Source organism: Pseudomonas sp. RIT-PI-q, assembly GCF_001297125.1.
In the GTDB taxonomy this organism is placed as follows: Bacteria; Pseudomonadota; Gammaproteobacteria; order Pseudomonadales; family Pseudomonadaceae; genus Aquipseudomonas.
In genome coordinates, this window is the sequence record NZ_LHPC01000028.1 from 621,491 (window position 1) to 648,466 (window position 26,976).

A 26,976-nucleotide genomic window follows, 5' to 3' on the forward strand; every position below is an offset into this window, starting at 1 on the left:
AGTTGGATATTCGCCCCGCAGACACCGCACCAATCCTGTGCGGCAAATGCCCCAACCTGATCGCCCCCGCTTCATTGCGACGCAATGGAGTCGCCTATCACCAGCATAGCCAGAGTTGATTTCACTGCCCGGCGGACGATGCGGATAATTGGGGCATTCGCTGGAAAACGTACCGAACTTCCCTTTTAGCCACCCGCTCAGGTGGCTTTTTTTTTTGTTTTCTTGAAACTGGATCAAAAGATCGCAGCCTCGTTGCACTCGACAGCTCCTACAGAAGAACACGGACCCCTGTAGGAGCTGTCGAGTGCAACGAGGCTGCGATCTTTTCGCTGCACAAACGAAAACGGCCAACCCGAAGGTCAGCCGTTGCTGAGCGTTGTCACTGTTCATAAGGTTATGCGAGTAGCCCTCGTACCTCCTGCTTGACGCCCCATCCTTCGATGATGCCACCCAAAGGCTCGACCACCGCCTCGAAGTCCTGCTCAAAGTCGCCGATGCCGTCGTAGGTGGCGTACATCACTTTGCTCAGTTCCAAGTACCACGCGCCGTCATCGCGCACGCTGATTTGTGCATTCAAGGATTCACCACAGTAATGCCCTGCCGCCCTGCGCGCCCGCTCCTCGTCCGGGAAAATGGCGTAGAACTCGATGGGATGGAATCGTGAAAAGTCAAAACCGCCTTCTTTCATGCGGCGCAGCACGCTGCTGCTGATGTCTTCTTGATAGGCTGTGCTCATGAAACGTCCTCCGCAAACCGATGGATAGACTTTCCGTACTCCCGACGCCCGCAACCGAATGGTGCGCGCGATGCGGCAAGCAAGTTGCCAATGGGACACAAGCATGTAGCTGACAAGACCAGACCTTAGCGATCCGTTCGCTGATCTCGATTGCAGAGTAGCCCCAAGATAGAGGCGCTGCCAAGGTCTGGTTGAGAATGTGACAGGAGATGTTCAGATTGGCGTGATGCCGAGGATTTGAATGGCGTTCTGGGATTTGAGCTCTTTGACACTCGCATCAGTAGTTCGCCCTTCCAGATCGTTCAGATCCAGTTCGGCGGCGACAGGAAGGAGCCGGGCCTTGATAAGTTTGGCGGCCTGCTCGTTGTTCGGGCAGTCCTCGCACTCAAAGACTTCATCGACTGTTTCACCGTGATCATCCACGAAAGTGACTTTCCACTTTTGCATCAGTGCCTCCTCGATCAAACCCGCAAATGGGCTTACAACTATCTGGACTTTTGCCCTGACTGATCGTTCAAAACGGATTACGGCGCGCGGGCATGAAAAATACCGAACCTGTAGGAGCTGGCTTGCCAGCGATTGGATCACCGCGCTGGGCCGGACGAACCGCAGCGTGTACATCGCTGGCAAGCCAGCGCCTACAGGGGTTGTGCATACAATTTTAGTCGTTACTTGGCTTGTTCACCGCTTGCAGCACATATTGCGGCAAGGCAAAGGCGCCGATGTGGATTTCTGGATTGTAGTAGCGCGTGATGATGCCGCTACCGGCAAAGCGCTGCTGCAAGGTTTCGCGGGACAGCTTGCGATAAGCGGTATTGGTCGCGCCCCAGGCAAACGTCATCGAGCCGCCGATGTAGGTCGGCACGGCCGCCTGATAGAAATGCCAGTCCGGGAACAGGCTGCGCAGGCGACCCGCGGTGGTTTTGACTTCTTCGATTTGCATGAACGGCGTGCCGTTCTGGGTGACCAGGATGCCGCCTTCGTTGAGGCAGCGACGGCAGGCCTGATAGAAGTTTTCCGAAAACAGCACTTCACCCGGTCCGATCGGATCGGTGGCGTCGGAAATGATCACGTCGAACTTTTCAGTGGTGTTCGCGACAAAACGCATGCCGTCATCAATCACCAGGTTCAGGCGCGGATCATCGAACGCTCCCTTGGAGTGGTTGGGCAGGAATTGTTTGCACATTTCGACCACGGTGCCGTCGATCTCGACCATGGTGATGTGCTCGATGCTGCGGTGCTTCGCCACTTGACGCAACATGCCGCCGTCGCCGCCACCGATGATCAACACGCGCTTGGCAGAGCCATGGGCGATGATCGGTACGTGGGCGAGCATCTCGTGGTAGATGAATTCATCGGCTTCGGTGGTCTGAATCACGCCATCCAGCGCCATGACCCGGCCCATGCGCGGGTTTTCGAAGATCACCAGGTGCTGGTGTTCGGTCCGCACTTCGTGCAGCAGTTTTTCCATGCGAAAACGCTGGCCGTAACCTTCGTAGAGGGTTTCCAGGTATTCGCAGGTGGTGAAGTTGCTCATGGGAATTGCTCCGATGAATGCGGTGGGCAACGGACGGTTACCCGCCCATGACGGACAATCGATCGGCTCGATCAACCGGGAGAGACGCGCATTCTACGTCGCGGAATATGACAGGTCGAAGCTCGTATGCCGACACTATGTGTAGGAGCGAGGCTTGCCCGCGAATGCTACGGCGCGGTACTTCAGACAGACCGCGTTATCGTTCTTCGCGGGCAAGCCTCGCTCCTACAGGTATGGCCAAAGTCAGACCCGTACGTTGCCTCGTGGCCCGGCGATGGCCCAGATGATCAGGCCGAGGACCGGCAGCAACAGGATCAGCAGCACCCAGATGATTTTCATCCCGGTGTCGGCGCCACTTTTCAGCACGTTGATGATTGCCCAGATGTCCAGGGCAAGAATGATCAGGCCAATCAGGCCGTTGAACGTGGAACCCATGGTGACGCTCCCTAAGAGTGGTGTGCCCTCTTAGGATAGACGGCGATGGCGAGGGTTCCGTTTTATTCCATCAAACGTGAATCGCCACTTTCAAGGCTTCCAGGGACGGCGCGGCAGTGATGCCGACTTCAGCGCACAACTCGAGTACACGCGGCACGTCGTTGCCGTAGACCAGCACCACTTGCAGTTCGTCGTCGAGCAACTGGCTGAAGTTCATCAGCACGTAGCCGCCGTTTTCCTTGTTCATGCTGCTCATTTGCACCTGAATGCGATTGAGCGCGGTCAGCGCTTCGGTCTTGGCCAGTTGCTTGGGTTTGATATTGAAATCAACGCCGGGGCCGAACGAAGCGACGATCTGCGCGAACAAGTCCATGTAGGTGTCGGCCTGGAATAGCACAGTCTCCGGCAGACTACCCACTACGACCCACTCACCCAGGGGCATCGGGAAGGTGTCGTCGTAGTTGATGTCCGGATTGGCTGTCAGAAAAGCCTGCGGATCGGCGTAGGCCTGGGCCGCTTCGTCGGCGACTTTCAGGATTTCGTCGTCGCTCATGCACCCGGAGCTGATTTTGCTGATGAGTTCGACGAGCGCGGCTTTCATGGGGCAGATCCTGTAGCGAGGGAAATTTGAGGGCGCGAAGGATAACGCATTGATCGCGTTTGGCCCATTCGCGGGCAAGCCCGCTCCCACAGGAATTGTGCCTGAGCGATAATTTTCGATCGACACAAATCCCTGTGGGAGCGGGCTTGCCCGCGAAGGCTGACTGTCAGCCAACCAATTTCTCAAGCTGCGCGGTGGTATCGACGGCGCCCATGGTCTTAGCTGCATCCAGCGCCGAGACGCCATTGGCATCCTTGGCTTTCGGGTCGGCGCCCTTGCTGATCAGGTAGTCGACGATTTCAACGCGGTTGAACATCGCCGCCATCATCAGCGCCGTACGGCCGTCGAACGACGAACCTTCCACTTGCGCGCCACCTTCGACCAACGCCTTGACCACCGCCAGGTCACCCTTGAACGCTGCGCCGGCAATCGGGCTTTGGCCGTTGTCGTTGCGGATTTCCGGGTCGGCCTTGTGTTCGAGCAGGACTTTCACGGTTTCGACATGGCCGTGGTACGCGGCCAGCATCAACAAGGTATCGCCCTTGTGATTGCGCAGGTTCGGCGGCAGGCCCTTGGTCAGCAGCGCAGCCATCATGGCCGCATCGCCCTCGCGCGCCTTGTTGAATACCTGTTCGGCAAATTCAGCGGCTTCCTCGGGGGACATCTGGCGGCTTTGGTCTGACATGGGGGACTCCATTATTCGGTCAATCGGAAAGCCGACAGTTTCCCGAGCAGCCCCGACACTGTCACTCCTTTTTTCTCATGGGCGGCCATAGCCACATTCAATAACGGTGCTTGCCGCTTTGAATGTCCGCCAGCAACTGCTCGGTCACCTGCACATAAGTCTGGGTCCCCGGTAGCCAGGCATAGATCGGATCGTCGCCGGTTTTATTCGGGTCAAACGCTTCGTCCTTGAGACGGGTCTTCTGGTATTTGAAGGTTCCAGTGGTTTCCATTTTCACTTTCACCCGCAGGAACAACGGCACCGCATAAGCGGGCATTTGCTGGCGGGCGAAGGCCAGCAGTTCGCTGAAATCCAGGGTCGCGAGGGATTCGGCTGGCGTGATCGCGGCCATCCCGGCGCGGCCATTGGTGTTGTGGATTTCCACCCCGTAGGCCACGGCTTCGGAAATATTCGGGTGCTGCAGGAGGATGTTCTCGACCTCGGTGGTCGAGACGTTTTCGCCCTTCCAGCGGTAAGTGTCGCCCAAGCGGTCGACGAACTGCGCGTGACCAAAACCGATATTGCGCAGCAGGTCACCGGTGTTGAAGTAACGGTCGCCCTTCTCGAACACGTCGTGGAGCACGACCTTTTCGGTCTTCTGCGGATCGGTGTAGCCGTCCAGCGGCGCCTTGTCGTCGATTTTCGCCAGCAACAACCCCTGCTCGCCCTTGGCGCCTTTGCGCATGAAACCCTTGGCATCGCGAATCGGCTCGCCGCTGGCGTGGTCGTATGCCGCCAACTCCCATGACATCAGGGAAAAACCCACGGTGTTGTCGAAGTTCAGAATGTTGGTGAAGCCGATATTGCCATCGCTGGCGGCGTACAGCTCGCAGATGTGATTGACCCCGAACCGCGTCTTGAACTCGCCCCACGCGCCGGGCCGCAGGCCGTTGCCGATCATTTTTGTCACGCCGTGTTTGCTGTCGTCGGCACTGGCCGGTTGATCCACCAGGTAGCGGCACAATTCGCCGACGTAACCGAGGGTGGTCGCGCGGTATTTGCGCACGTCGCTCCAGAACTGACTGGCGCTGAACTTGCGGCGGATGGCAAACCCCGAGGCGCCGCTGATCGCCGAGCCCCAGCACACGCACAGCCCGGTGGCGTGATAGAGCGGCAAGGTGCAATAAACGACGTCTTCGGGGCGCATATCCAGCGCGATCATGCCGAAGCTCGCAGAGCTGCGCATCCAGCGGCCGTGTTTGAAGATGCCAGCCTTGGGCAACCCGGTGGTGCCCGAGGTGTAGATAAAGAAGCAAGGATCGTCGAAGAAAATCTGCCGGCTGCTGGCGGGGTTGTCACCGGGGCCGTCGACACTGGCGGTCATCAGGTTGATGAACCCGGCGGGCGCAATGCCCGGATGGGTGTAGGTGTCTTGATCGGCAACGAACCAGGTGCGCGACACCTCGATCGACACCCGATCACGGACCGCTGCAAACGCCGGGGCCAGCTCTTCGCCGACAATGATCGCCGCTGGCGCCACCAGGTTCAGGCTGTGCGCCAGGGTATCGCGGGTCTGCGAGGTATTGAGCAAGGCACTGATCGCGCCGACCTTGGCCACCGCCAAAATCGTCACCAGCAGTTCCGGGCGGTTCTCGATGAACACTGCCACCCCATCGCCCTTGCGGATGCCTTGGGCAATCAAGTGATGGGCGATGCGATTGGCCCACTGGTTGACCTGTGCATAAGTCAGCAACACGTCGCCGTGCAGCAACGCCGGGCCGTCGGGATTGCGCAAGGTGGCCTGCTCGAAACTCCAGCCAAGGCCACACGGTTGGGTCGGGTCCTTGACGTTGGCGACCTTCATGCCCTTCACCACTCGGGGAATGGCTTTGGCAATGGAAGGCAGCTTGCGGAGCATCATGCCCCAGGTAATCGTGTCGTTCGGCGTGCGGCTCATGTTGCTCCCGTTCGATTTTTTATTGTCGGGCGGCGGTGATTGAACCCGAAAATACGTCAGCGGTTCTTGAGCTGTACACGCGGTTTTTGCAATGTTTTGTATCCGCCGCCGAGGGGGCGGAAACCGGCAACCACGGCCCGGCCAAATGGTTCCATCAAATCCTCGCCGACCACGCAAAATGCAGGATGCACGATGGCCTTTCATGCAGATTGCACGAAAGTAAAAAATGAGTGAAAAAATATCCTATTGATTTATAACGACTTTTTAAAAATCAGGTGCTGGCACAATCACTGCAACTACCTCTGCATGCTTGCCATTCAAGAGCTAACGGAGCTGACAGACATGAGCCTGATCCAAGAAAAATTTTCGTCCTTGTTCTCCAACTTCGAAGTGACCACTCAGGCACGACCTGACGGTGGCATCCTGCTGACCCTGCGCAGCAGCGAAGGTAAAGTCTTCAAACGCTCGATTTCCTATCAGCAACTGCATGCTGGCGATCAATTGTCGTGGGTGATCAGCGCGATTCGTCGTGACCTCGCCGAACAGGCCAGCGAACTGCCACAAATCTCCATGCTGCAAAGCCAACAGCGGTTTGCTTTGCCGACCTATCACTCGGTTTAAAACCGTTCCGCGCTGCAAACAAACAGGCCGTGCAAGCTTTAGCTTCACGGCCTGAGTTGTTTCTGTAATCCCGCAAATCTGTACCTATAACCTGTAGGAGCGAGGCTTGCCCGCGAAGGCGGTTTGCTATTCAACATTGATGTTGCCTGACATACCGCTTTCGCGAGCAAGCTCTGCTCCTACAGGTCAGGTGTCGTGGTTTCAGTCTTCGAGCAGCGGGAAGCGGCTGGCGATGTCATCGCCGGTGAAGCTGGCCTCAAAGCCTTCAGGGCTTTTACACAGACGGATCGTTATAAAGTGCGGGTGCTCGCCCATGTCGAACCAATACTTCGTACCAGCCGGCACGATGATCAGGTCATTTTTTTCGCAGAGCACGGCATAGACGTAATCGTCGATGTGCAGGCTGAACAACCCACGACCGGCGACGAAAAATCGTACGGCGTCTTCGCCATGGCAGTGTTCGTCGAGGAACTTGGCACGCATCTCGGCTGTTTGCGGGTCATCGCTGTTGAAGCTGACCACGTCGATGCTGAGGTAACCGCGCTCAGTCATCAGCTTGTCGATTGGCGCCTGATAGGCGGCAATCATGTCTTCCTGGCTGGCACCCGGCTGGATCTTCGCGGCGGCTTGCCAACGGTCAAAGCGCACGCCCTGCTCGGCCAGGGTCGAAGCGATGTCTTCGAAATGGGTCAGCACCTTGTTCGGTAGCTCAGGGCTGGAGAGGTGATAAACGGACAGGCTGCTCATGGCGGCAACTCCTTAACGGTTCAAGAAGGAGCGCGTCTTCAACTCGCACTCGAACAAAAATTCAACGGCCTCGATCTGGCGCAGCGCACTGCTCATGCCCTGTCCTCTTGCATACAGGTCGCAATGATAACGGCTGCCGCGAAGGCTGCGAGGCTTGCAATACTAAAGGTCAATGTTGCGCCGAGCGCATTCCAACTGTAGCCGGAATACAACGCCCCCAATGCGCCACCGATGCCGGCCAGCGCCGCGTAAAGCGCCTGGCCCTGCCCTTGCTGGCGCGCGCCGAAACTACGTTGCACGAACTGGATGGCCGCCGCATGAAAGCTGCCGAATGTCGCCGCGTGCAACACTTGGGCAAACAACAGCACCCAGAGAAACTCGGCGAACGAACCGAGCAGCAACCAGCGCAGCGCCGCCAGCAGGAAACTCGCCAGCAGCACCCGACGCACCGAGAAATGCGCGAGGATCTTGCTCATGGCCAGGAACATCAACACTTCGGCGACCACGCCGACCGCCCAGAGCATGCCGATCAATCCACGGCTGTAGCCGAGTCGCTCAAGGTGCAGGGTCAGGAAGGTGTAATACGGACCGTGGCTCATCTGCATCAGCGCCACGCAGGCGTAAAACGCCAACACACCGGGGCTGAGCAATTGCTTGAGAAAGCCTTCTCCCGTCACCCGATCGCTCTGTGGCGGTTGAGCGTTCGGCACCCACAGACTGCTCCCCACGATCCCCGCCATGACCAGCACCAGCGCCACCGGATAGATGTCGAGGCTCAGCCATTCAAACAGCCGGCCCAGCGCAACCACGGTGATGATGAAACCGATCGAACCCCAGAGCCGGATTTGACTGTAGCGCGACGTCTGCCCCTTCAAATGCGCCAGGGTGATGACTTCGAATTGCGGCAGTACCGCGTGCCAGAAGAAGGCGTGCAGGGCCATGACCATTGCCAGCCAGGCGTAGGTCTTGCTGACGAAAATCAGCGAGAAGGTCAGCAACGTACAGACCGCGCCGAAGCGCACGATGGCCAGGCGCCGGCCGGTGTAGTCACCGAGCCAGCCCCAGAGGTTCGGCGCCACGCAGCGCATCAGCATCGGGATCGCCACCAGCTCGCCGATGCGCGCGCTGGAAAAGCCCAGGTGATCGAAGTACAGCGCCAGAAACGGCGCTGTCGAACCGAGCAAGGCGAAATAGAACAGATAGAAACTGGAAAGCCGCCAGTACGGGAGCGCCGCCACGGTGTCAGACCGCAGCGGCCGTCAGGTCAGCCATTAAAGCTGACCCAACACCGGAGTGCTCACGCGCACATCAAGGTTTTGCCCACGGTGACGCAGCAGGTGATCCATCAGCACGATGGCCATCATCGCTTCGGCGATCGGCGTGGCGCGGATGCCGACGCACGGGTCATGACGGCCTTTGGTGACGACTTCCACCGGGTTGCCGTGGATGTCGATCGAACGGCCCGGCGTGGTGATGCTCGACGTTGGCTTTAACGCCAGGTGCGCAACGATCGGCTGACCCGACGAAATGCCGCCGAGGATGCCGCCCGCGTTGTTGCTGAGGAACCCTTGCGGGGTCATTTCATCGCGGTGTTCGGTGCCACGCTGGGCGACGCTGGCGAAACCGGCGCCGATTTCCACGCCCTTGACCGCGTTGATGCTCATTAGCGCATGGGCCAGTTCGGCGTCGAGGCGGTCGAAAATCGGCTCGCCGAGGCCTGGCATCACGCCTTCAGCGACGACGGTAATCTTCGCGCCGACCGAATCCTGGTCGCGACGCAGCTGGTCCATATAGGCTTCCAGCTCCGGCACTTTGTCCGGATCGGGGCTGAAGAAGGCGTTCTCTTCCACCGAATCCCAGGTCTTGAACGGGATTTCGATCGGGCCAAGCTGGCTCATGTAGCCACGAATGACGATGCCCTGGGTGGCCAGGTATTTCTTCGCAATCGCCCCGGCGGCCACGCGCATCGCGGTTTCACGGGCCGAACTGCGACCGCCACCGCGGTAATCGCGCTCGCCGTATTTGTGGTGGTAGGTGTAATCGGCGTGGGCCGGGCGGAACAGATCCTTGATCGCCGAGTAGTCCTTGGACTTCTGGTCGGTGTTGCGGATCAACAGGCCGATGGAGCAACCGGTGGTGCGACCTTCGAACACGCCGGAGAGGATTTCGACTTCGTCGGCTTCCTGGCGCTGGGTCGTATGGCGGCTGGTGCCGGGTTTGCGGCGATCGAGGTCGCGCTGCAAATCCTCCAGGGAAATCTCCAGACCCGGCGGGCAGCCGTCGACAATGGCGACCAACGCCGGACCATGGCTTTCGCCCGCGGTGGTGACAGTGAACAGCTTGCCGTAGGTATTGCCGGACATGCAGGACGCTCCGTGAAATGAACCTGAATACGTAATGCGCGCCAGTATACGCAGGCTACCCAAGTAGTTCATCCTCGAACCTTATGGGTGTCCGTGAGTCCAACCGGCATCTTGTTGATGATGGCGTGATGATGCTGCGAGTTCTAGCCTTGAGCCTTACCTTGTTTACCGGCTTTGTGCAGGCCACTGTCCTGCAACGGCCGATCACTTTGGAAACCGGCACCGGGGAGCTTTTCGGCCCGCTGTTGCTGCCCAAATCCGACCAGCCAGTGCCGGTTGTCCTGATCATTTCCGGCTCCGGTCCTACAGACCGTGACGGCAATAACCCCGATGGCGGGCGCAATGACAGTCTCAAACGACTGGCCTGGGTGCTGGCCAAACACAACATCGCCAGCGTGCGCTACGACAAGCGCGGCGTGGCGGCGAGCCTGGCGGCCACGCCGGACGAGCGCAATCTGTCGGTGGAAGCGTATGTCGCCGACGCCGAGGCCTGGGGTCAGAAACTCAAAGCCGACCCGCGCTTTGGCCAACTGATACTGCTGGGGCATAGCGAAGGCGCCTTGATTGCCAGCCTGGCGGCGCCGAGTCTCGACGCCGCAGCGGTGATTTCGATGTCCGGCAGCGCCCGGCCGATCGATCAGGTGCTGCGCCAACAACTGAGCAATCGCCTGCCACCGCCACTGTTGCTGCGCAGCAATGAACTGCTCGACAGCCTCAAGGCTGGTCACACCGACGACAACGTGCCGCCGCAGTTGCAGGTGATTTTCCGCCCGAGCGTGCAGCCGTACCTGATTTCGTTGTTCCGCCAGGACCCGGCAGCGGCGTTCGCCAAGTTGAAGATGCCGGCGCTGATTATCCAGGGCAGCAACGACATCCAGGTCGGTGTCGGTGACGCCAAACTGCTCCAGGCGGCCAAACCCGACGCTGAACTGGCATTGATCGAAGGCATGAACCACGTCATGCGCATCGTGCCCAATGACGTCAAACGGCAGTTGGCTTCTTATAAGGATCCACAATTGCCGCTGGCGGCCGAACTGGGCTCGCGAATCCTCGGGTTTATTGACGGACTTCGCTCCAGTTAAGCGGGCTTTACCCTCCAGTCCTGAAAAAAACGGCCGATAAGCCTTTGTCGCCAGCGCTATGACTGGCGGCAAGCGCTTGGACAGGACCTCGCCGTTATGACTGATACCCAGACTTCACCCGACACCACCGCTGAAAAAGAGGCACCGCCGGCGGTTGAGCTGCCGTGGGCGGACGTCCACGCCGAGCACCACAAGATGCTCCGCCTGGCCCCGTTGCAGACCGACCGCAACACTGGTGGGCGGCCACTGCGTTTTGTCGAGTTCGGCTACGCCGAGCGCAACGACAAGGAGCACAGCCTGCTGCGCATGAGCATCACACTGCCCGGCCAGCGCGTGCGCAAGGAACAGAATCATCTGGACGTGTGGGTCGACCACGCTGAAAAACGCGTGCGTTTCGGTCCTGACAGCGGTTTGCAGATCGAACCGTTGAACCGTGGCATCGGGCGGTACATGGCGGCTCAAGGGGTGACCTGGGCGAAGAAGCGATGGCCCGGCTACACCGTCGACGGCAGCGACCTGAACAACAAGGACGCGCTGAACGAAGACACGCGCCTGCGCCGCGATCACTTTCTGCGGATGCACGGTTTCGACGTGGTCTACGCCGACGCCCAGCATTTGAAGGGCAGCGTCAAAGAGGTCCAGGTCAGCGACCTGCTGGGTGACTGGAACAGCGAAAAACTGCAGGTGGTGGAAATCCTCGAGGCAGCGCAGATGCTCCAGCAGGCCGAGCAGAATCTGCTCGAGCAGGAAGTGAAGCTGAAGAAACACGAAGAAAAAGTCAGCAAGTACAAGCGTGAAGACGCGGGGTTGCGCTTCACCATTACCTGCCTGGTGGCGTTTGCGGTGTTTCAGGCGGGGTTGTTGATCTGGATTGCTACACACCGTTGATGGTTTGAGACCGCGGCGCGGCCATTCTTTGTAGGAGCGAGCTTGCTCGCGATGGATTTGAAGGCGACGTGTTTAACCAGAAACCACGCGTTATCGTTGACGTCCATCGCGAGCAAGCTCGCTCCTACAGGTGTTGTGTCGTACCCAAATGAGGTGGCAAACACAAAACCTGTGGGAGCGTGGCTTGCCCGCGATAGCTTTCTAAGGTCAGGCGCGGGAAGCGAACAATGCCTGGTGATTGCGGCACTGTTCCGCCGTCAACATGAACACGCCGTGCCCGCCGCGCTCGAAATCGAGCCAGGCGAAGTCGACTTCCGGATACAGCCCTTCAACGTGAACCTGGCTGTTGCCCACTTCGACAATCAGCAAGCCCTTCTCGGTCAGGTGATCCGCCGCTTCGGCGAGCATCCGGCGCACCAGGTTCAAGCCATCATCACCGCAGGCCAGGCCTAGCTCCGGCTCGTGCTGGTATTCGTCCGGCATGTCGGCGAAATCTTCGGCATCGACGTAAGGCGGGTTCGACACGATCAGGTCGAAACGCTGACCCGGCAAACCATCGAAGCCGTCGCCCTGCACCGTGTACACCCGCTCATCGACGCCATGGCGCTCAATGTTTTGATTGGCGACTTCAAGCGCCTCGAACGACAGGTCAGCCAGCACCACTTCGGCATTCTGGAATTCGTAGGCGCAGGCAATGCCAATGCAACCGGACCCGGTGCACAGGTCGAGAATTCGCGCAGGCTCGTTGGCCAGCCACGGCGTAAAACGATTTTCGATCAGCTCGCCAATCGGCGAACGCGGGATCAGCACGCGCTCATCGACGATGAACGACATGCCACAGAACCACGCTTCACCCAACAGGTAAGCCGTAGGAATGCGCTCTTCGATGCGACGCTTGAGCAAGCGTTGCAGGTTGACCAGCTCATCTTCTTCGAGATTGCAGTCGAGGTAGCTGTCGGCGATTTCCCACGGCAAGTGCAAGGCACCCAACACCAGTTGACGGGCTTCGTCCCAGGCGTTGTCAGTCCCATGGCCGAAAAACAGATCCTCCCCATGGAAGCGGCTGACGGCCCAACGGATATGGTCGCGCAGGGTACGAAGTCGGGAAGTGATCACGGCGGGCAAACTCCAGAAAAAACGACTGGCGATTCTAACAGCCAAAACGCGTCACGACGACGCGGGAAAAACACCGGGGCAAATGTAGGACTATTCTATTTTATCGACTGGCCATTGAACAAAACGGGCCTATTGACAAGGCTACGGGCCAGCAACGACGGTGCCTACGATGGTAGCGATTCACAGAAGCGCTCAGCCAGAGGACAATGTCGCAAAAGCCCCACCCGAAGGAGCCCCAGAATGTCCGTTCCACAAACGATGTTTCAACTCAGCGGCCGCGGTTACGCAGCAGCCAAACTGGGTCACGCGACCCTTGTCATCATCGATGCCCAGAAAGAATACCTCAGTGGCCCCCTGGCCCTGAGTGGCATGGATGCTGCCGTCGCGAACATCAAGCAACTGGTGGCCGCTGCCCGTGCTGCCGGCCGGCCGATTGTGCATGTCAGCCATCTCGGCACTGTCGGTGGGCTGTTCGACCCACGTGGCGAGCGCGGGCAGTTCATTCCCGGGCTGGAGCCGCTTGCCGGCGAAATCAGAATTGAAAAAATCCTGCCCAGTGCATTCCACGGCACGGATCTGAAAAAGCGCCTGGAAGAACTCGGCTCGGTGGACCTGGTCGTGTGTGGCTTCATGAGCCACTCCAGTGTCAGCACCACCGTGCGTGCGGCGAAAAACCTGGGCTTTCGCTGCACCCTTGTTGAAGACGCCTGCGCCACCCGAGATTTGCCCTACAAAGGTGGCGTCCTCAGCGCCGAGCACGTTCATCAGACGGAAATGGCAATCATGGCGGACAATTTTGCAGTCGTGGCCCTGACGCAAGAGCTGATCTGATCGACCTTCGATGAGCGGTGCAAGCTGCCGCTCATCCGTAAAAGCCTATCATTTGCTGCAATTGTCTTAGCCTCAGGAACATCCCGGACAACTCCCGGTCGAAGGGCCGATACCCATTGAGGAAGGTCGGAATGAAGTTATCCGATGGTTTTGACGCTCGCCGCTTGCGGCCCAAAGGCCAACGCAACTGGCGTTTTCGAATCGGCGCAGCGATTGCGGCGTTGCTGGCGATGTCCGGTGTGTTGCTCGCCATGGCGGGTGCCGCCAGCCTGCTCGGCCATGCACCCGCCCTGGGTGAATTGAACACCAACCGGACCGGTTCGGCGGTGATACTGGCGATCGGCCTGTTCGTGCTGTACATCGGTGTGTGGCTGTGGCGCCGTTGCCGTCGCCGTTCGCGTCAATCGCGCGAGTTGAACATGTCCCCGCATCTGATGAAAAAACACGACTGAGTCGAACGCTTCGCGTTTTCTCGCGCCCGATTCGTCTCGAGTTGGGTAAACTGGCCGCCCTTCGCGGAGGCTGACATGCAAGACGACGATTTTTCCCTGTTCAAAAGCGCGATCCAAGGCGTCAAGCCGATCAAGCATGATCGCGCCGAAACCGGCAAACCCAAAGCTGACCGCGCGCAGATCGCCAAGCTGCGTCAGGCCGCCACCGTGCGCACCGATGCCACCACTGTTGACGGGCTGTCCGATCAGTTCGTGATCGACGTCGGCCCGGAAGACGAGTTGATGTGGGCACGCGACGGTGTTCAGGAAAGCCAGATGCGCAAGCTCAAGATCGGACAGATTCCGTTCGAAGGCAGCCTGGACCTGCATGGCATGAACGTGGAAAAGGCCCGGGAAACCCTCTGGGCTTTTCTGGCCGAAGCGACCAAATTCGAAATCCGCTGCGTGCGCGTCACCCATGGCAAAGCCGTGCGTCTGGACGGCAAGCGGCCGATGATCAAAAGCCACGTCAACACCTGGCTGCGCCAGCATTCCCAAGTGCTCGGTTTCACCTCGTGCCAGGCCAGACACGGCGGCGCCGGCGCCGTTTATGTGATGCTTAAACGAACCATGATGGAAGGCCGCGACGAGTAAAGCTGTCGCTTCACGCTTGCAGCGCCGTGTCCGCCACCGTACCCTTGCCCTTTGCGTAAAATCCCACAGGTAGTTTCATGTCCCTGGAACAGAATTACACCGCGATTCTCGGCCAACTGGGCGAGGACGTCTCCCGCGAGGGCCTGCTCGACACGCCAAAACGTGCCGCCAAAGCCATGCAGTACCTCTGCCGCGGTTATGAACAGACGCTGGAAGAGGTCACCAACGGTGCCTTGTTCAGCTCCGATAACAGCGAAATGGTGCTGGTGAAGGACATCGAGCTCTACTCGTTGTGCGAACACCACCTGTTGCCGTTCATCGGCAAGGCCCACGTCGCCTACATCCCGAGCGGCAAGGTGTTGGGGCTGTCGAAAGTCGCGCGGATCGTCGATATGTACGCCCGCCGCCTGCAGATCCAGGAAAACCTCAGCCGCCAGATCGCCGATGCGGTCCAGCAAGTCACCGGCGCCCTGGGCGTTGCGGTGGTGATCGAGGCCAAGCACATGTGCATGATGATGCGCGGTGTCGAGAAACAGAATTCGTCGATGATCACCTCGGTGATGCTCGGTGAGTTCCGCGAAAACGCGGCGACCCGCAGCGAGTTTCTCAGTTTGATCAAGTAATGTGCAGCACGAAGAAAACCGGCATTCATCGCCGGTTTTTTTTCGCCTGTGAAAAATCAGGTAAGCTGCGCGCCTTCTTTCGCCCCGTGAGGCTTATACCGTGTTCGTAAAAGCGCTTCGTGTCGGCCTTGGCCAACTGATCATCTTCATCGACTTCATCACCCGTCCAGGCAAGAAGCAGCGCCCGGCCGAGGCTCAGGCCAAGGTCAATACGGCCGCCAAGGACCTGACCCTGTATCAGTTTCACGCCTGCCCGTTCTGCGTGAAAACCCGCCGTACCCTGCGCCGCTTGAACGTGCCGGTGGCGTTGCGCGATGCGAAGAATAATGAACAGGACCGTAAGGCGCTGCTGGAACAGGGTGGCAAGATCAAGGTTCCGTGCCTGCGCATTGAAGAGAATGGGCAGACCACGTGGATGTATGAGTCCAAGGTGATTATTGATTACCTGGATAAGCGGTTTGCGGCGGCCTGATTGATTCGGGTTGTTTGAACTGACGCCATCGCGGGCAAGCCCGCTCCCACAGTGATCTGTGGCGTTCACAAAACCTGTGGGAGCGGGCTTGCCCGCGATGGGGCCAGACCGGACAACGCAAACTTCGGACAAAATAAACCGGCCCTTGAGCCGGTTTATTTGTTTCTGCCCTCAGGCCGCTTGCGCCGCCTGGGCCTGGCGCACCACCGCTGCCAGTCGCTTAAGCCCTTCATCCAGCCGCGCCGGATCGATATGGCTGAAGTTCAGCCGCAGATGCCCGTGATTTTTATCCGGCTCGGGAAAGAACGGCTCGCCCGGCATGAACGCCACATCCGCTGCCAATGCAGCCTTGAGCAACGTCCGGGTATCCAGCGGCTGCTTGAGCGTCAGCCAGAAAAACAGCCCGCCCTGCGGCACGTTCCAATCCGCCAGATCGGAAAAGTGCGTTACCAGTGCCGACTGAAACGCATCCCGCCGAACCCGATAGAAATCCCGCAACTCACTCAGGTGATGCTGGAATTTCTCGGTGCCGATCCATTGCAGCGCCTGCCACTGGCCGACCCGATTGGTGTGCAGGTCCGCCGATTGCTTGAGCCGCAGCAAGTGCGGGAACAGGTCCGGACTGGCGATCAGGTAACCGACGCGCAACCCTGGCAACAGGGTTTTCGACACGGTGCCGGTGTAGATCCAGCTGGCGTTCTTCAAACGACTGACAATCGGTGTCGCACTGCCGCCGTCGAAGGTCAGCTCACGGTAAGGCTCGTCTTCGATCAGGGTCACACCAAACTCATCGAGCAACGTAGCCACCGCATCGCGTTTGGTTTCGCTGTAACGCACGGCCGACGGGTTCTGGAAAGTCGGGATCAGGTAGATGAAGGCGGGTTGGTGTTTTTCCAGCCGGGCGCGCAGTTCCGGCAGATTCGGGCCATCGGCCTCCAGCGGGACGGTGATGCAGTCGGCGCCAAACAGCTGGAAGATCTGTAACGCCGCCAGATAAGTGGGCGCTTCCAGCAAAATCTCGGTGCCTTTGTCGATGTAGAGCTTGGCGGTCAAATCCAGGGTTTGCTGGGAACCGCTGACCACCAGCACCTGACTCGCCTCGCACGGCACACCGAGCGCCCGGGCTTCGACAGCCAGGGCTTCACGCAAAGCCGGCTCGCCTTCGCTCATGCCATATTGGCCCATCGACACCGGCATCTCCGCCCACTCGACTTTCGGCAGCATGGCTTCGGCGGGCAGGCCGCCAGCGAACGACATCACTTGCGGACGCTGGGCGGCGGCGAGGATTTCACGGATCAAAGAACTTTTAAGGCGCGAGACACGTTCGGAAAAAGCCATGGGGTCACCGGTAGCGAGGCCAGAGGAAAATGAGTCAAACTTGTTGACCGAAATTACGACAGCCCGAACGGATACGTCAATATGCTTGACCTTAAAAACCCCGGAACTCAACAACAAGCGATGGAAGCGTTTTTCTTCGGCTACCAGGCGTTCACCGCGAAGGCCGACGAAATGCTCGAGCGCAAAGGCTTGAGCCGGGTGCATCAACGCATCGTGTTTTTCATCGCCCGCTACCCGAACCTGAGCGTCAAGGAGTTGCTGGCCTTGCTCGGCGTGAGCAAGCAGGCGCTGAACATGCCGCTTCGCCAATTGGTGGAAATGCATCTGGTGAACAGCGTTGCGTCCGAGACCGACAAGCGTAAGCGGCTGTTGGAACTGACCGTGGAAGGCGCGCGGTTTGAGCAGTCGTTGCGGCGCGAACAGGTGAAATTGCTCGAACGGGTGTTTGCCGAGGCTGGGGAGACGGCGGTGAATGGGTGGTTGGCGGTTAATCTGGCGTTGGGGAAAAGCCAGGTGGCGGCTGACTGAGTGTCTGACTGCTAGGGCTGTATTGGTTGATCTGACGCTATCGCGGGCAAGCCCGCTCCCACAGGGGAATGCGGCAACTGTGGGAGCGGGCTTGCCCGCGATGGCGTCCTTTATGGCGATATATCCCTATTGCCAAACTTTTCGTCTACAAAACCAAAAACATTATTTGCTTTATTTGTATACAAAAGCATAATCCACTTCGTGCGAGTTCCTGACCAGGCGGTCAACAAATTCGCAAGTGCCTCAAAGGGCCGCTGCCACCCTCATGGGTCCGGCCCTGGAAATAACAATAAAACTCTTGAGGAGTACTCGCTGTGGAAAGCCGCAAATCCGAAGCCCCGACGCTGGAACTCTCGCCGCCGTTACGCAATGGCTGGCTGGAGCGCATCTTCAAACTCACCTTGCATGGCACCACGGTGAAGACCGAACTGATCGCCGGTCTGACAACCTTCATCACCATGGCTTACATCATCTTCGTCAACCCCAACATCATGGCCGACGCCGGGATCGATCACGGTGCCGCATTCGTCGCCACCTGCATCGCCGCCGCGCTGGGTTGCCTGTTGATGGGCCTGTACGCCAACTGGCCGGTCGGCCTGGCGCCTGGCATGGGGCTGAACGCTTTCTTCACCTACACCGTGGTCGGCACCATGGGCTACAACTGGGAAACCGCGCTTGGCGCGGTGTTTGTGTCCGGTGTGTTGTTCATGATTCTGACGTTCTCGCGGATCCGCGAATGGCTGCTTAATAGCATTCCAGTGAGTCTGCGCTTCGCCATGGGCGCCGGCGTGGGCTTGTTCCTCGGGCTGATCGGCTTGAAAACCGCCGGCATCGTCGTCGATAGCCCGGCCACCTTGATCAAACTCGGTTCCCTGCGCGAGCCTGGCCCATTGCTGGCCGCCATCTGCTTCCTGATGATCGCCGTGCTCAGCTACCACAAAGTGTTCGGCGCGATCCTCATCAGCATCATCACCGTGACCCTCGCCGGCTGGGGCCTTGGGCTGGTGCACTACGAGGGCATCATGTCGGCCCCGCCGAGCCTGGCGCCGACCTGGATGGCGATGAACATCGCCGGCGTATTCAACGTCAGCATGATCAGCGTGGTGTTGGCCTTCCTCTTCGTGCACATGTTCGACACCGCCGGCACCCTGATGGGCGTCGCCCAGCGCGCCAACCTGGTGAACGCTGACGGCCGGATCGAAAACCTTTCCCGCGCCATGAAAGCCGACAGTGCGTCCAGTGTATTCGGGGCGATGGTCGGTGTTCCGCCGGTCACCAGCTACGTGGAAAGTGCCGCTGGCGTAGCCGCTGGTGGTCGGACTGGTCTTACCGCAGTGACCGTAGGTGTGCTATTTATTGCAGCCATGTTTTTCGCACCGCTGGCTGGCATGATCCCCGCTTATGCCACCGCCGGTGCGCTGATTTATGTGGCGATGCTGATGATGGGCGGCATGAAGCACATCGAATGGGACGAAGCGACCGACAGCATTCCGGCGATCGTGACCGCGATCATGATGCCGTTGACCTTCTCGGTCGCCGACGGCATCGCGCTGGGCTTTATCACTTATGTGGTGCTGAAGGCCTTCACCGGTAAGCACAAGGAAATTTCCGTCAGTTTGTGGGTGCTCTGCGCGATCTTCATCGCCAAGTTCATTTTCTTGTAAGCGGTAGACGTTTCAAAACAGCCTCACCCCTGTCGGGTGGGGCTTTTGCACAAATGGAGGAAAGTGATGAGTCTGGAAACCTGGCTGCTGTTCAGCGGCGCTGCGCTGGTGGTGATCCTGATCCCGGGACCGCTGTCTTTGCTGATGATCAGCAACAGTCTGAATTACGGTTTGCGCCGTTCATACCCGGCGTTTCTGGGTGGCGTGATTGCCTCGATCTGCTTGCTCAGTGCCTCGGCGCTGGGTTTGGGCGCGTTGTTGCTGGCCTCGGAGCAGCTGTTCAGTGCGCTGAAAATCGTCGGTGCGCTGTACCTGTTCTACCTCGCCTGGCAGAGCTGGCAGCAATCGCGCCAGCCCTCGGTGGGCGCAGAAGTGCCCCAGGCGGCGCCGGTGCCACGCTTTCGTGCACTGTTCGGACGCGCCTTTGTGTTGGGTGCGAGCAATCCGAAAGACATTCTGTTTTTCGCCGCGTTTCTGCCGCAGTTCTTGAGCGCCGAACAGCCGTTCCTGCCGCAACTGCTGGTGATGATCGCGACCTGGACGGTGCTGGATTTGCTGTGCAAGTTGGCGTATGGGTTGGGCGCGCATGGTGCGGCGCGGTATCTGCGCAGTGGCAAGGGGCAGAGTTGGTTCAACCGGATCAGTGCGGGGTTGTTCAGTGGTGCGGGCGCGGCATCGTTGTTGAGCCGTTAAGGATCAAAAGATCGCAGCCTCGTTGCACTCGACAGCTCCTACAGGGGATCGCGGTTTCCTGTAGGAGCTGTCGAGTGCAACGAGGCTGCGATCTTTTGACTTTCCCAAAGGCAAAAAAAAGCCCGCAGTGTGAGCGGGCAAAAGACCAAAGAAGCTCTATGCGCAGTCGCTTCCAGGTTGAGGCAGCTGCTTGGGGGATCAGCTGCCGCGGTACGTGGAATAGCTATACGGCGAAATCAGAAGCGGCACATGGTAGTGATCCTGTTCCGCAGAGATGCCAAAACGCAGCACCACCACATCCAGGAACGCCGGTTCCGGCAGCTGAACGCCACGGGCGCGGTAGTAATCGCCCGCATGAAATTGAACCTGATAGACCCCGGAACGGTAGTCATCGCCTTGCAGCAGCGGCGCATCGACACGGCCATCGCTGTTGGTGATCGCGCTGGCGACCAATTCCAGTTGCGAACCTTCAACGCGGTACAGCTCGACCTTGATCGAGCTGCCCGGGCAACCGTGTGCAGCGTCCAAAACGTGTGTAGTCAAACGTCCCATTGATTCTGCGCGCCTGCCTGCGTGGAGCAGTCAGACCTCGCGCCTCCCGAAGTCAGTTGAAAGGAGACCGCACCGTTTCGGAGCACGAAACACTGCGGCGAGCGATTGATTAAGACACTTTTCAAAAAAATTGTACACAATAAAAACGACATTTTTGTGCCTGCCCTTTCCATCCGTGGATTCCCCAGTGAATTCCCAGCAAACCGCCCACTGATTGAACCCTGCAACCATTAGCTGACCAGTCAGGCAGGTTTCTTGCAGGTTCATGCGAATAGCATGGAAAGATGACCGTTAACGAAAAATGCAAAAAATCAGGCTTACAAAGTGAATATAAAGTTGTATACAATCAGCCCATCGCTGTGACGCCAGCCATGGATCTCATCGCCAGGCCGCTCACACACACCGTCAACACGAATAAGAAGGAAGACTGCAGTGAGCGCTGACTACCCACGCGACCTGATCGGTTACGGCAGTAACCCTCCTCATCCACACTGGCCGGGCAATGCCCGCATTGCCTTGTCCTTCGTGCTCAATTACGAAGAAGGCGGCGAGCGCAATATCCTGCACGGCGATAAAGAATCCGAAGCGTTCCTCTCGGAGATGGTCTCGGCGCAGCCGCTGCAAGGCGCGCGCAACATGAGCATGGAATCCCTTTACGAGTATGGCAGCCGTGCCGGCGTCTGGCGGATTCTGAAACTGTTCAAGGAATTCGACATTCCGCTGACCATCTTCGCCGTGGCCATGGCCGCCCAGCGCCACCCGGACGTGATCCGCGCGATGGTCGATGCCGGCCACGAAATCTGCAGCCACGGCTATCGCTGGATCGACTACCAGTACATGGATGAAGCACAGGAACGCGAGCACATGCTCGAAGCGATCCGCGTCCTCACCGAAATCACCGGCGAACGCCCACTGGGCTGGTACACCGGCCGCACCGGCCCGAACACCCGTCGGCTGGTGATGGAAGAAGGTGGTTTCCTCTACGACTGCGACACCTACGACGACGACCTGCCCTACTGGGAACCGAACAACCCGACCGGCAAGCCGCACCTGGTGATCCCGTACACCCTGGACACCAACGACATGCGCTTCACCCAGGTCCAGGGTTTCAACAAGGGCGACGATTTCTTCGAGTACCTCAAAGACGCGTTCGACGTGCTGTACGCCGAAGGTGCCGAAGCGCCGAAGATGCTGTCGATCGGTCTGCACTGCCGCCTGATCGGCCGTCCAGCGCGTCTGGCCTCGCTCAAGCGCTTTATCGAATACGCTAAAAGTCATGAACAGGTGTGGTTCAGCCGTCGCGTCGACATCGCTCGCCACTGGCATGAAACCCACCCGTACCAAGGGGCCGCGAAATGAGCGCCTTTCAAACCTTGAAACCATCGACCTTGAGCCGCGACGCCTTCGTCAAAGCCTTCGCCGACATCTACGAACATTCGCCATGGGTGGCCGAGAAGGCCTTCGACCTGGGCCAGGACGCTTCGATCGACGAGATCGAAACCCTGCACCAGCGCATGAGCGACATCCTGTTGAGCGCCGATCATCAAAGCCAATTGGCCCTGATCAACGCTCACCCGGACCTGGCCGGCAAAGCTGCCGTTCAGGGCCAACTCACCGAAGCCAGCACCAATGAACAGGCTGGCGCCGGTATTCACCAATGCACGGCCGAAGAGTTTCAACGCTTCACCGAGCTGAACGACGCCTACAAAGCCAAGTTCAAGTTTCCCTTCATCATGGCGGTAAAAGGCAGCAACCGGCATCAGATCCTCGCGGCGTTCGAAACGCGCATTCATAACTCGGCAGAAACCGAATTCAAGTGCGCGCTGGCGGAGATCAACAAGATCGCCCTGTTCCGTTTACTGACCCTATAGCGAGCCTGGCCCGAGTGTTTAAAAACGCGAAATACACCCAGGGTCTTGCAAGCATCCCAAGCCAACTTATTAAAGGCAGACAAGAAGAATGAAAGCTTACGCCGTACCTTTCGAGAAGTTCGTCAACCTGGCCGACGCCCGCCTGGGCACCAAAATCATCTCGGTCACCGATGACTGGTTCGCTGATGCCAACCGCCTGTTCCAGCCGACCCCGGCTGTGTGGAAGGAGGGCGTGTTCGATGACAACGGCAAGTGGATGGACGGCTGGGAGTCGCGCCGCAAGCGCTTCGAAGGCTACGACAGCGCCGTGATCCGCCTGGGCGTACCGGGTTCGATCAAAGGCGTGGACATCGACACTTCATTCTTCACCGGCAACTTCCCGCCGTCGGCTTCGCTGGAAGCCTGCTTCCTCGCGTCGGGCGAGCCGGACGACAACACCCAGTGGACTGAAGTGCTGTCCGCCGTCGAGTTGCAAGGCAACAGCCACCACTACCACGAAATCAGCAACGACCAGGCGTTCAGCCACCTGCGCTTCAACATCTACCCGGATGGTGGCGTGGCCCGTCTGCGTGTCTACGGTATTCCGTTCCGCGACTGGTCCGCTGTCGGCGACAACGAACAAGTCGACCTGGCCGCAGCCCTGAATGGTGGCCGCGCCCTCGCCTGCTCCGACGAACACTTCGGCCGCATGAGCAACATCCTCAACCCGGGCCGTGGCATCAACATGGGCGACGGCTGGGAAACCGCGCGTCGTCGCACGCCGGGCAATGACTGGGTGATCGTCGCGCTCGGTCATGCCGGCGAGATCGAAAAAGTCATCGTCGACACCTTGCACTTCAAGGGCAACTACCCGGACACGTGCTCGATCCAGGGCGCGTTCGTCAAGGGCGGCACCGACAGCCAGATCGAAACCCAATCGCTGTTCTGGCGCGAACTGCTGCCGGCGCAGAAACTGGAAATGCACGCCGAACACACCTTCGCCGAGCAGATCAAGGCCCTGGGCCCGATCACCCACATCCGCCTGAACGTGTTCCCGGACGGTGGTGTGAGCCGCCTGCGCGTCTTGGGCAAGGTCGCTAAATAAGCGCTGAACCCAATCGCGGGCAAGCCCGCTCCCACAAGGAATTGTGGCGTTCACAAAACCTGTGGGAGCGGGCTTGCCCGCGATGGCAATAGATCTAACAACACAGAACTCAAGGTAAGAAGACCAGCATGCGCACACTGACGATTGAACCGCTGACCAAAGAAGCCTTCGCCCCTTTCGGTGACGTGATCGAAACCGATGGCAGCGATCACTTCATGATCAACAACGGTTCGACCATGCGCTTTCATAAACTGGCGACGGTGGAAACCGCCACGCCAGAAGACCACGCGATCATCAGCATCTTCCGCGCCGACGCGCAGGACATGCCGCTGACCGTGAGCATGCTGGAGCGTCACCCGCTGGGCAGCCAGGCGTTCATTCCGCTGCTCGGCAACCCCTTTCTGATCGTGGTCGCGCCACTTGGCGATGAACCTGTATCAGGCTTGGTCCGCGCCTTCGTCACCAACGGCAGGCAGGGCATTAATTACCATCGCGGCGTTTGGCACCATCCGGTGCTGACGATCGAAAAGCGGGATGACTTCCTGGTGGTTGATCGCAGTGGCACAGGCAATAACTGCGATGAGCATTTTTTCAAAGAGGATGAGCGTTTGATCCTTGCCCCCCACCAATAAGAGAAGGTCTGATCACTCGACAACAGAGTGACAGGCGAGAGGTAAAGACTGTGGAAGCACATCTGTTGGAATGGCTGAATCTGAGCGTGCGCTGGGTTCACATGATTACTGGCGTGGCCTGGATCGGCGCATCGTTCTACTTCGTCTGGCTGGAAAACAACCTCAATCGGGTCAACCCGAAAAGTGGTCTGGCGGGCGATTTGTGGGCGATCCACGGCGGCGGTATCTACCACCTGGAAAAATACAAACTGGCCCCACCGACCATGCCGGACAACCTGCACTGGTTCAAATGGGAAGCCTATTTCACCTGGATGTCGGGGATCGCGCTGCTGTGCGTGGTGTTCTACTCCAACCCGACGTTGTACCTGCTGGCACCCGGCAGCAGCCTGACCGGCCCTGAAGGTGTTGCCCTGGGCATCGCCTCGTTGTTCATCGGCTGGTTCGTCTACTCCTTCCTCTGCGACTCGGCCCTGGGCAAACGCCCTGCCCTGCTCGGTTTCATCCTGTTCGTGCTGATCATCGGCGCCGCCTACGGCTTCAGCAAAGTGTTCAGCGGTCGCGGTGCTTACCTGCACGTCGGCGCGATCATCGGCACCATCATGGTCGGCAACGTGTTCCGCATCATCATGCCGGCGCAGCGCGCACTGGTGGCGGCGATTGCCGAGAACCGCACGCCCGATCCGGCACTGCCGGCCAAAGGCCTGTTGCGTTCGCGTCACAACAACTACTTCACCTTGCCGGTGCTGTTCATCATGATCAGCAACCACTTCCCGAGCACCTATGGCAGCCAATACAACTGGCTGATCCTGGCCGGGATCGCGGTGCTGGCGGTGTTGGTGCGTCACTACTTCAACACCCGTCACGACAGCCACAAGTTCGCCTGGACCCTGCCTGTCGCGGCAGTGGGCATGATCTGCCTGGCCTACGTGACTGGCCCGGCACAAATGCCGAGCGCACCTGAAGTGGCCAAGGCGCCTGGCACCATCGAGTACCAGCCGCTGCCGGAAACGGCCTTGGGTGGTGGTTTGAAACCGGCTGCAGCAAAACCTGCAGACGCGCCTGCCGCCGCACCGGCGCAAGCATCCAACGCGGGCCCTGGTTTCGACAAAGTGCACAGCGTGATTCAGGAACGTTGCGCGGTGTGCCACTCGGCCAAGCCGACCAGCCCGTTGTTCAGCGCGGCCCCGGCCGGTGTGATGTTCGATACCCCCGAGCAGATCCGCCAGAACGCGGCGCGCATCCAGGCGCAGGCCGTCACCAGCCAGATCATGCCACTGGGCAACATCACCCAGATGACCCAGCAGGAACGTGACCTGATCGGCGCGTGGATTGTTCAGGGTGCCCCGACTAATTAATCGTTAAAAGCTTCGCGGGCAAGCCTCGCTCCTACAGGGTTCACACTGATCCGTAGGAGCGAGGCTTGCCCGCGAACGGCCGCGACGCGGTCTCCCTGATGCAAAAATCACAAGAATAAAAAAGATCCGAGGCGTTGCATGTCCGAGCTATCCGAAGCGCGCATCCCCGACGCACCCGCAATTCAACGCTTGCCCCTTTTGCAGTTGATTCTGGTTGGCCTGCAACACGTTCTGCTGATGTACGGCGGAGCCATCGCGGTGCCGCTGATCATCGGACAGGCCGCTGGCCTGAGTCGTGAAGAAATCGCCTTCCTGATCAACGCCGACCTGCTCGTGGCCGGGATCGCCACCATCGTGCAATCGATGGGCATCGGCCCCATGGGCATTCGCATGCCGGTGATGATGGGCGCCAGCTTCGCTGCGGTCGGCAGCATGGTCGCCATGGCCGGCATGCCGGGCATCGGTCTGCAGGGGATTTTCGGCGCGACCATCGCCGCCGGGTTCTTCGGCATGATCATCGCGCCGTTCATGTCCAAAGTCGTGCGCTTCTTCCCGCCGCTGGTGACCGGCACCGTCATCACCTCGATCGGTTTGTCGCTGTTCCCCGTGGCCGTCAACTGGGCTGGCGGCGGCGCCGGCGCCGCTCAATTCGGTTCCCCGGTTTACCTGGCCATCGCCGCGCTGGTGCTGGCCACCATCTTGCTGGTGCATCGCTTCATGCGCGGTTTCTGGGTGAACATTTCGGTGCTGATCGGCATGTGCCTGGGCTACGTCATTTGCGGCCTGATCGGCATGGTCGACCTCAGCGGCATGGCGCAAGCGCCCTGGCTGCAAATCGTTACCCCACTGCATTTCGGCATGCCGAAGTTTGAACTGGCACCGATTCTGTCGATGTGTCTGGTGGTGGTGATTATCTTCGTCGAGTCCACCGGGATGTTCCTCGCACTGGGCAAGATCACCGGCCAGGAAGTCTGCCCACGCATGCTGCGTCGCGGCTTGCTGTGTGATGCCGGCGCTTCGTTCTTCGCCGGTTTCTTCAACACCTTCACCCACTCCTCGTTCGCCCAGAACATCGGCCTGGTGCAGATGACCGGCGTGCGCTGCCGCTCAGTGACCATCGTCGCCGGCGGTTTGCTGGTGCTGTTGAGCCTGCTGCCGAAAGCGGCGTTCCTGGTGGCCTCGATTCCGCCAGCGGTATTGGGCGGCGCGGCGATTGCGATGTTCGGCATGGTTGCCGCCACCGGGATCAAGATTCTTCAGGAAGCCGACATCGGTGACCGCCGTAACCAGTTGCTGGTCGCGGTGAGCATCGGCATGGGGTTGATCCCGGTGGTGCGGCCTGAATTCTTCGCGCACCTGCCGCTGTGGATGAGCCCCATCACCCACAGCGGAATCGCCATGGCCACGTTGAGTGCGCTGTCGCTGAACCTGCTGTTCAACATTCTCGGTGGCCGCGAACGCGCCGCCATCAACGACTGCCACGCCCACTAAGACAGAAACG

General features: G+C 59.2%; 30 protein-coding genes and 1 pseudogene. 17 read left to right on the forward strand and 14 right to left on the reverse strand.

The genetic code is table 11. From position 1 onward, the window contains the following. Window positions 1–394: 394 nt before the first annotated feature. From AEQ67_RS15380 to AEQ67_RS15410, 7 genes are all read right to left on the reverse strand, one after another. On the reverse strand, window positions 395–736 hold the full coding sequence (locus tag AEQ67_RS15380; protein ID WP_059404670.1) for a ribonuclease E inhibitor RraB: 342 nt from the start codon (window positions 734–736) through the stop codon (window positions 395–397). Between the two features lie 213 nt (window positions 737–949). Beyond that, on the reverse strand, window positions 950–1,183 hold the full coding sequence (locus AEQ67_RS15385; protein ID WP_059404732.1) for a hypothetical protein: 234 nt from the start codon (window positions 1,181–1,183) through the stop codon (window positions 950–952). 214 nt (window positions 1,184–1,397) lie between these two features. Continuing rightward, window positions 1,398–2,273: a polyamine aminopropyltransferase gene (gene speE, locus AEQ67_RS15390; RefSeq protein WP_059404671.1), complete on the reverse strand. Its 876-nt coding sequence runs from the start codon at window positions 2,271–2,273 to the stop codon at window positions 1,398–1,400. 243 nt (window positions 2,274–2,516) lie between these two features. Continuing rightward, window positions 2,517–2,708 (reverse strand): PLDc N-terminal domain-containing protein, encoded by a 192-nt coding sequence (locus tag AEQ67_RS15395; RefSeq protein WP_059404672.1) that lies wholly within the window; start codon window positions 2,706–2,708, stop codon window positions 2,517–2,519. 70 nt (window positions 2,709–2,778) lie between these two features. Beyond that, the gene (locus AEQ67_RS15400) at window positions 2,779–3,309 is read right to left on the reverse strand and encodes a hypothetical protein (RefSeq protein WP_059404673.1); all 531 of its coding nucleotides are present in this window, start codon (window positions 3,307–3,309) and stop codon (window positions 2,779–2,781) included. Between the two features lie 166 nt (window positions 3,310–3,475). After that, window positions 3,476–3,994 (reverse strand): ankyrin repeat domain-containing protein, encoded by a 519-nt coding sequence (locus tag AEQ67_RS15405; protein WP_059404674.1) that lies wholly within the window; start codon window positions 3,992–3,994, stop codon window positions 3,476–3,478. A 97-nt stretch (window positions 3,995–4,091) separates the two neighbouring features. Further along, window positions 4,092–5,930: a long-chain-acyl-CoA synthetase gene (locus AEQ67_RS15410; protein ID WP_059404675.1), complete on the reverse strand. Its 1,839-nt coding sequence runs from the start codon at window positions 5,928–5,930 to the stop codon at window positions 4,092–4,094. Between the two features lie 342 nt (window positions 5,931–6,272). On the opposite strand from AEQ67_RS15410, the gene AEQ67_RS15415 reads away from it, so the two are divergent. Further along, entirely contained in the window at window positions 6,273–6,551 is a 279-nt protein-coding gene (locus AEQ67_RS15415) for a DUF3509 domain-containing protein (protein WP_059404676.1), read from the forward strand. Window positions 6,552–6,752: 201 nt separating this feature from the next. On the opposite strand, the gene AEQ67_RS15420 is transcribed toward AEQ67_RS15415, so the two are convergent. From AEQ67_RS15420 to aroC, 4 genes and pseudogenes are all read right to left on the reverse strand, one after another. Further along, window positions 6,753–7,298, reverse strand: a complete 546-nt coding sequence (locus AEQ67_RS15420; RefSeq protein WP_059404677.1) for a 1,2-dihydroxy-3-keto-5-methylthiopentene dioxygenase — start codon at window positions 7,296–7,298, stop codon at window positions 6,753–6,755. Between the two features lie 12 nt (window positions 7,299–7,310). After that, window positions 7,311–7,415, reverse strand: a pseudogene (locus tag AEQ67_RS35095) (methylthioribulose 1-phosphate dehydratase); the annotation flags it as partial. Then, window positions 7,391–8,536 (reverse strand): MFS transporter, encoded by a 1,146-nt coding sequence (locus tag AEQ67_RS15425; protein WP_059404678.1) that lies wholly within the window; start codon window positions 8,534–8,536, stop codon window positions 7,391–7,393. The gene AEQ67_RS15425 and the pseudogene AEQ67_RS35095, both read right to left, overlap by 25 nt. A 33-nt stretch (window positions 8,537–8,569) precedes the next feature. Further along, the gene (gene aroC / locus AEQ67_RS15430) at window positions 8,570–9,661 is read right to left on the reverse strand and encodes a chorismate synthase (protein ID WP_008146116.1); all 1,092 of its coding nucleotides are present in this window, start codon (window positions 9,659–9,661) and stop codon (window positions 8,570–8,572) included. A gap of 83 nt (window positions 9,662–9,744) precedes the next feature. Here aroC and AEQ67_RS15435 point away from each other — a divergent pair, with 83 nt between their 5' ends. Next, a complete protein-coding gene (locus AEQ67_RS15435) occupies window positions 9,745–10,743 on the forward strand; it encodes an alpha/beta hydrolase (protein ID WP_059404679.1) in 999 nt (332 codons plus the stop codon). Between the two features lie 96 nt (window positions 10,744–10,839). Then, window positions 10,840–11,631 carry a hypothetical protein gene (locus AEQ67_RS15440; protein ID WP_059404680.1) on the forward strand — a complete coding sequence of 264 codons (792 nt, stop codon included), beginning with the start codon at window positions 10,840–10,842 and terminating at the stop codon, window positions 11,629–11,631. Between the two features lie 207 nt (window positions 11,632–11,838). Here the strand turns inward: AEQ67_RS15440 and prmB are convergent, their stop codons facing one another. Next, complete coding sequence (gene prmB / locus AEQ67_RS15445; protein WP_059404681.1) at window positions 11,839–12,747, reverse strand: 50S ribosomal protein L3 N(5)-glutamine methyltransferase; 909 nt, start codon at window positions 12,745–12,747, stop codon at window positions 11,839–11,841. A 240-nt stretch (window positions 12,748–12,987) separates the two neighbouring features. On the opposite strand from prmB, the gene AEQ67_RS15450 reads away from it, so the two are divergent. From AEQ67_RS15450 to AEQ67_RS15470, 5 genes are all read left to right on the forward strand, one after another. Next, entirely contained in the window at window positions 12,988–13,578 is a 591-nt protein-coding gene (locus AEQ67_RS15450; RefSeq protein WP_059404682.1) for a cysteine hydrolase family protein, read from the forward strand. Between the two features lie 131 nt (window positions 13,579–13,709). Further along, window positions 13,710–14,030, forward strand: a complete 321-nt coding sequence (locus tag AEQ67_RS15455) for a hypothetical protein (protein WP_059404683.1) — start codon at window positions 13,710–13,712, stop codon at window positions 14,028–14,030. Between the two features lie 75 nt (window positions 14,031–14,105). After that, entirely contained in the window at window positions 14,106–14,663 is a 558-nt protein-coding gene (locus AEQ67_RS15460) for a Smr/MutS family protein (protein WP_059404684.1), read from the forward strand. 77 nt (window positions 14,664–14,740) lie between these two features. Further along, complete coding sequence (gene folE, locus AEQ67_RS15465) at window positions 14,741–15,286, forward strand: GTP cyclohydrolase I FolE (protein WP_003204506.1); 546 nt, start codon at window positions 14,741–14,743, stop codon at window positions 15,284–15,286. Window positions 15,287–15,386: 100 nt separating this feature from the next. Beyond that, a complete protein-coding gene (locus AEQ67_RS15470; protein WP_059404685.1) occupies window positions 15,387–15,758 on the forward strand; it encodes a glutathione S-transferase N-terminal domain-containing protein in 372 nt (123 codons plus the stop codon). 171 nt (window positions 15,759–15,929) lie between these two features. Here AEQ67_RS15470 and AEQ67_RS15475 read toward each other — a convergent pair whose 3' ends face one another. After that, window positions 15,930–17,096, reverse strand: coding sequence for an aminotransferase-like domain-containing protein (locus AEQ67_RS15475; RefSeq protein ID WP_059404686.1), 1,167 nt, complete (start codon window positions 17,094–17,096; stop codon window positions 15,930–15,932). Between the two features lie 81 nt (window positions 17,097–17,177). Between AEQ67_RS15475 and AEQ67_RS15480 the strand changes: the two genes are divergently transcribed. The 3 genes from AEQ67_RS15480 (at window position 17,178) to AEQ67_RS15490 (ending at window position 19,981) form a co-directional block, all read left to right on the forward strand. Then, window positions 17,178–17,624 (forward strand): MarR family winged helix-turn-helix transcriptional regulator, encoded by a 447-nt coding sequence (locus tag AEQ67_RS15480; protein WP_059404687.1) that lies wholly within the window; start codon window positions 17,178–17,180, stop codon window positions 17,622–17,624. 314 nt (window positions 17,625–17,938) lie between these two features. Then, on the forward strand, window positions 17,939–19,288 hold the full coding sequence (locus AEQ67_RS15485; protein ID WP_059404688.1) for an NCS2 family permease: 1,350 nt from the start codon (window positions 17,939–17,941) through the stop codon (window positions 19,286–19,288). A 66-nt stretch (window positions 19,289–19,354) separates the two neighbouring features. Then, window positions 19,355–19,981 carry a LysE family translocator gene (locus AEQ67_RS15490; RefSeq protein WP_059404689.1) on the forward strand — a complete coding sequence of 209 codons (627 nt, stop codon included), beginning with the start codon at window positions 19,355–19,357 and terminating at the stop codon, window positions 19,979–19,981. Window positions 19,982–20,179: 198 nt separating this feature from the next. On the opposite strand, the gene uraH is transcribed toward AEQ67_RS15490, so the two are convergent. Continuing rightward, window positions 20,180–20,533, reverse strand: a complete 354-nt coding sequence (gene uraH, locus AEQ67_RS15495; RefSeq protein ID WP_010456673.1) for a hydroxyisourate hydrolase — start codon at window positions 20,531–20,533, stop codon at window positions 20,180–20,182. Between the two features lie 432 nt (window positions 20,534–20,965). Between uraH and puuE the strand changes: the two genes are divergently transcribed. From puuE to AEQ67_RS15525, 6 genes are all read left to right on the forward strand, one after another. Further along, a complete protein-coding gene (gene puuE, locus AEQ67_RS15500; RefSeq protein ID WP_059404690.1) occupies window positions 20,966–21,892 on the forward strand; it encodes an allantoinase PuuE in 927 nt (308 codons plus the stop codon). Further along, complete coding sequence (uraD, locus tag AEQ67_RS15505) at window positions 21,889–22,404, forward strand: 2-oxo-4-hydroxy-4-carboxy-5-ureidoimidazoline decarboxylase (protein WP_059404691.1); 516 nt, start codon at window positions 21,889–21,891, stop codon at window positions 22,402–22,404. The genes puuE and uraD overlap by 4 nt, the downstream gene beginning before the upstream one ends. An 88-nt stretch (window positions 22,405–22,492) precedes the next feature. After that, window positions 22,493–23,488 carry an allantoicase gene (gene alc / locus AEQ67_RS15510; protein WP_059404692.1) on the forward strand — a complete coding sequence of 332 codons (996 nt, stop codon included), beginning with the start codon at window positions 22,493–22,495 and terminating at the stop codon, window positions 23,486–23,488. A 128-nt stretch (window positions 23,489–23,616) separates the two neighbouring features. Beyond that, on the forward strand, window positions 23,617–24,120 hold the full coding sequence (locus AEQ67_RS15515) for an ureidoglycolate lyase (RefSeq protein ID WP_059404693.1): 504 nt from the start codon (window positions 23,617–23,619) through the stop codon (window positions 24,118–24,120). Between the two features lie 50 nt (window positions 24,121–24,170). Next, window positions 24,171–25,475 (forward strand): urate hydroxylase PuuD, encoded by a 1,305-nt coding sequence (locus tag AEQ67_RS15520; RefSeq protein ID WP_059404694.1) that lies wholly within the window; start codon window positions 24,171–24,173, stop codon window positions 25,473–25,475. A 138-nt stretch (window positions 25,476–25,613) separates the two neighbouring features. Then, entirely contained in the window at window positions 25,614–26,966 is a 1,353-nt protein-coding gene (locus tag AEQ67_RS15525) for a nucleobase:cation symporter-2 family protein (protein ID WP_059404695.1), read from the forward strand. Window positions 26,967–26,976: the final 10 nt, after the last annotated feature.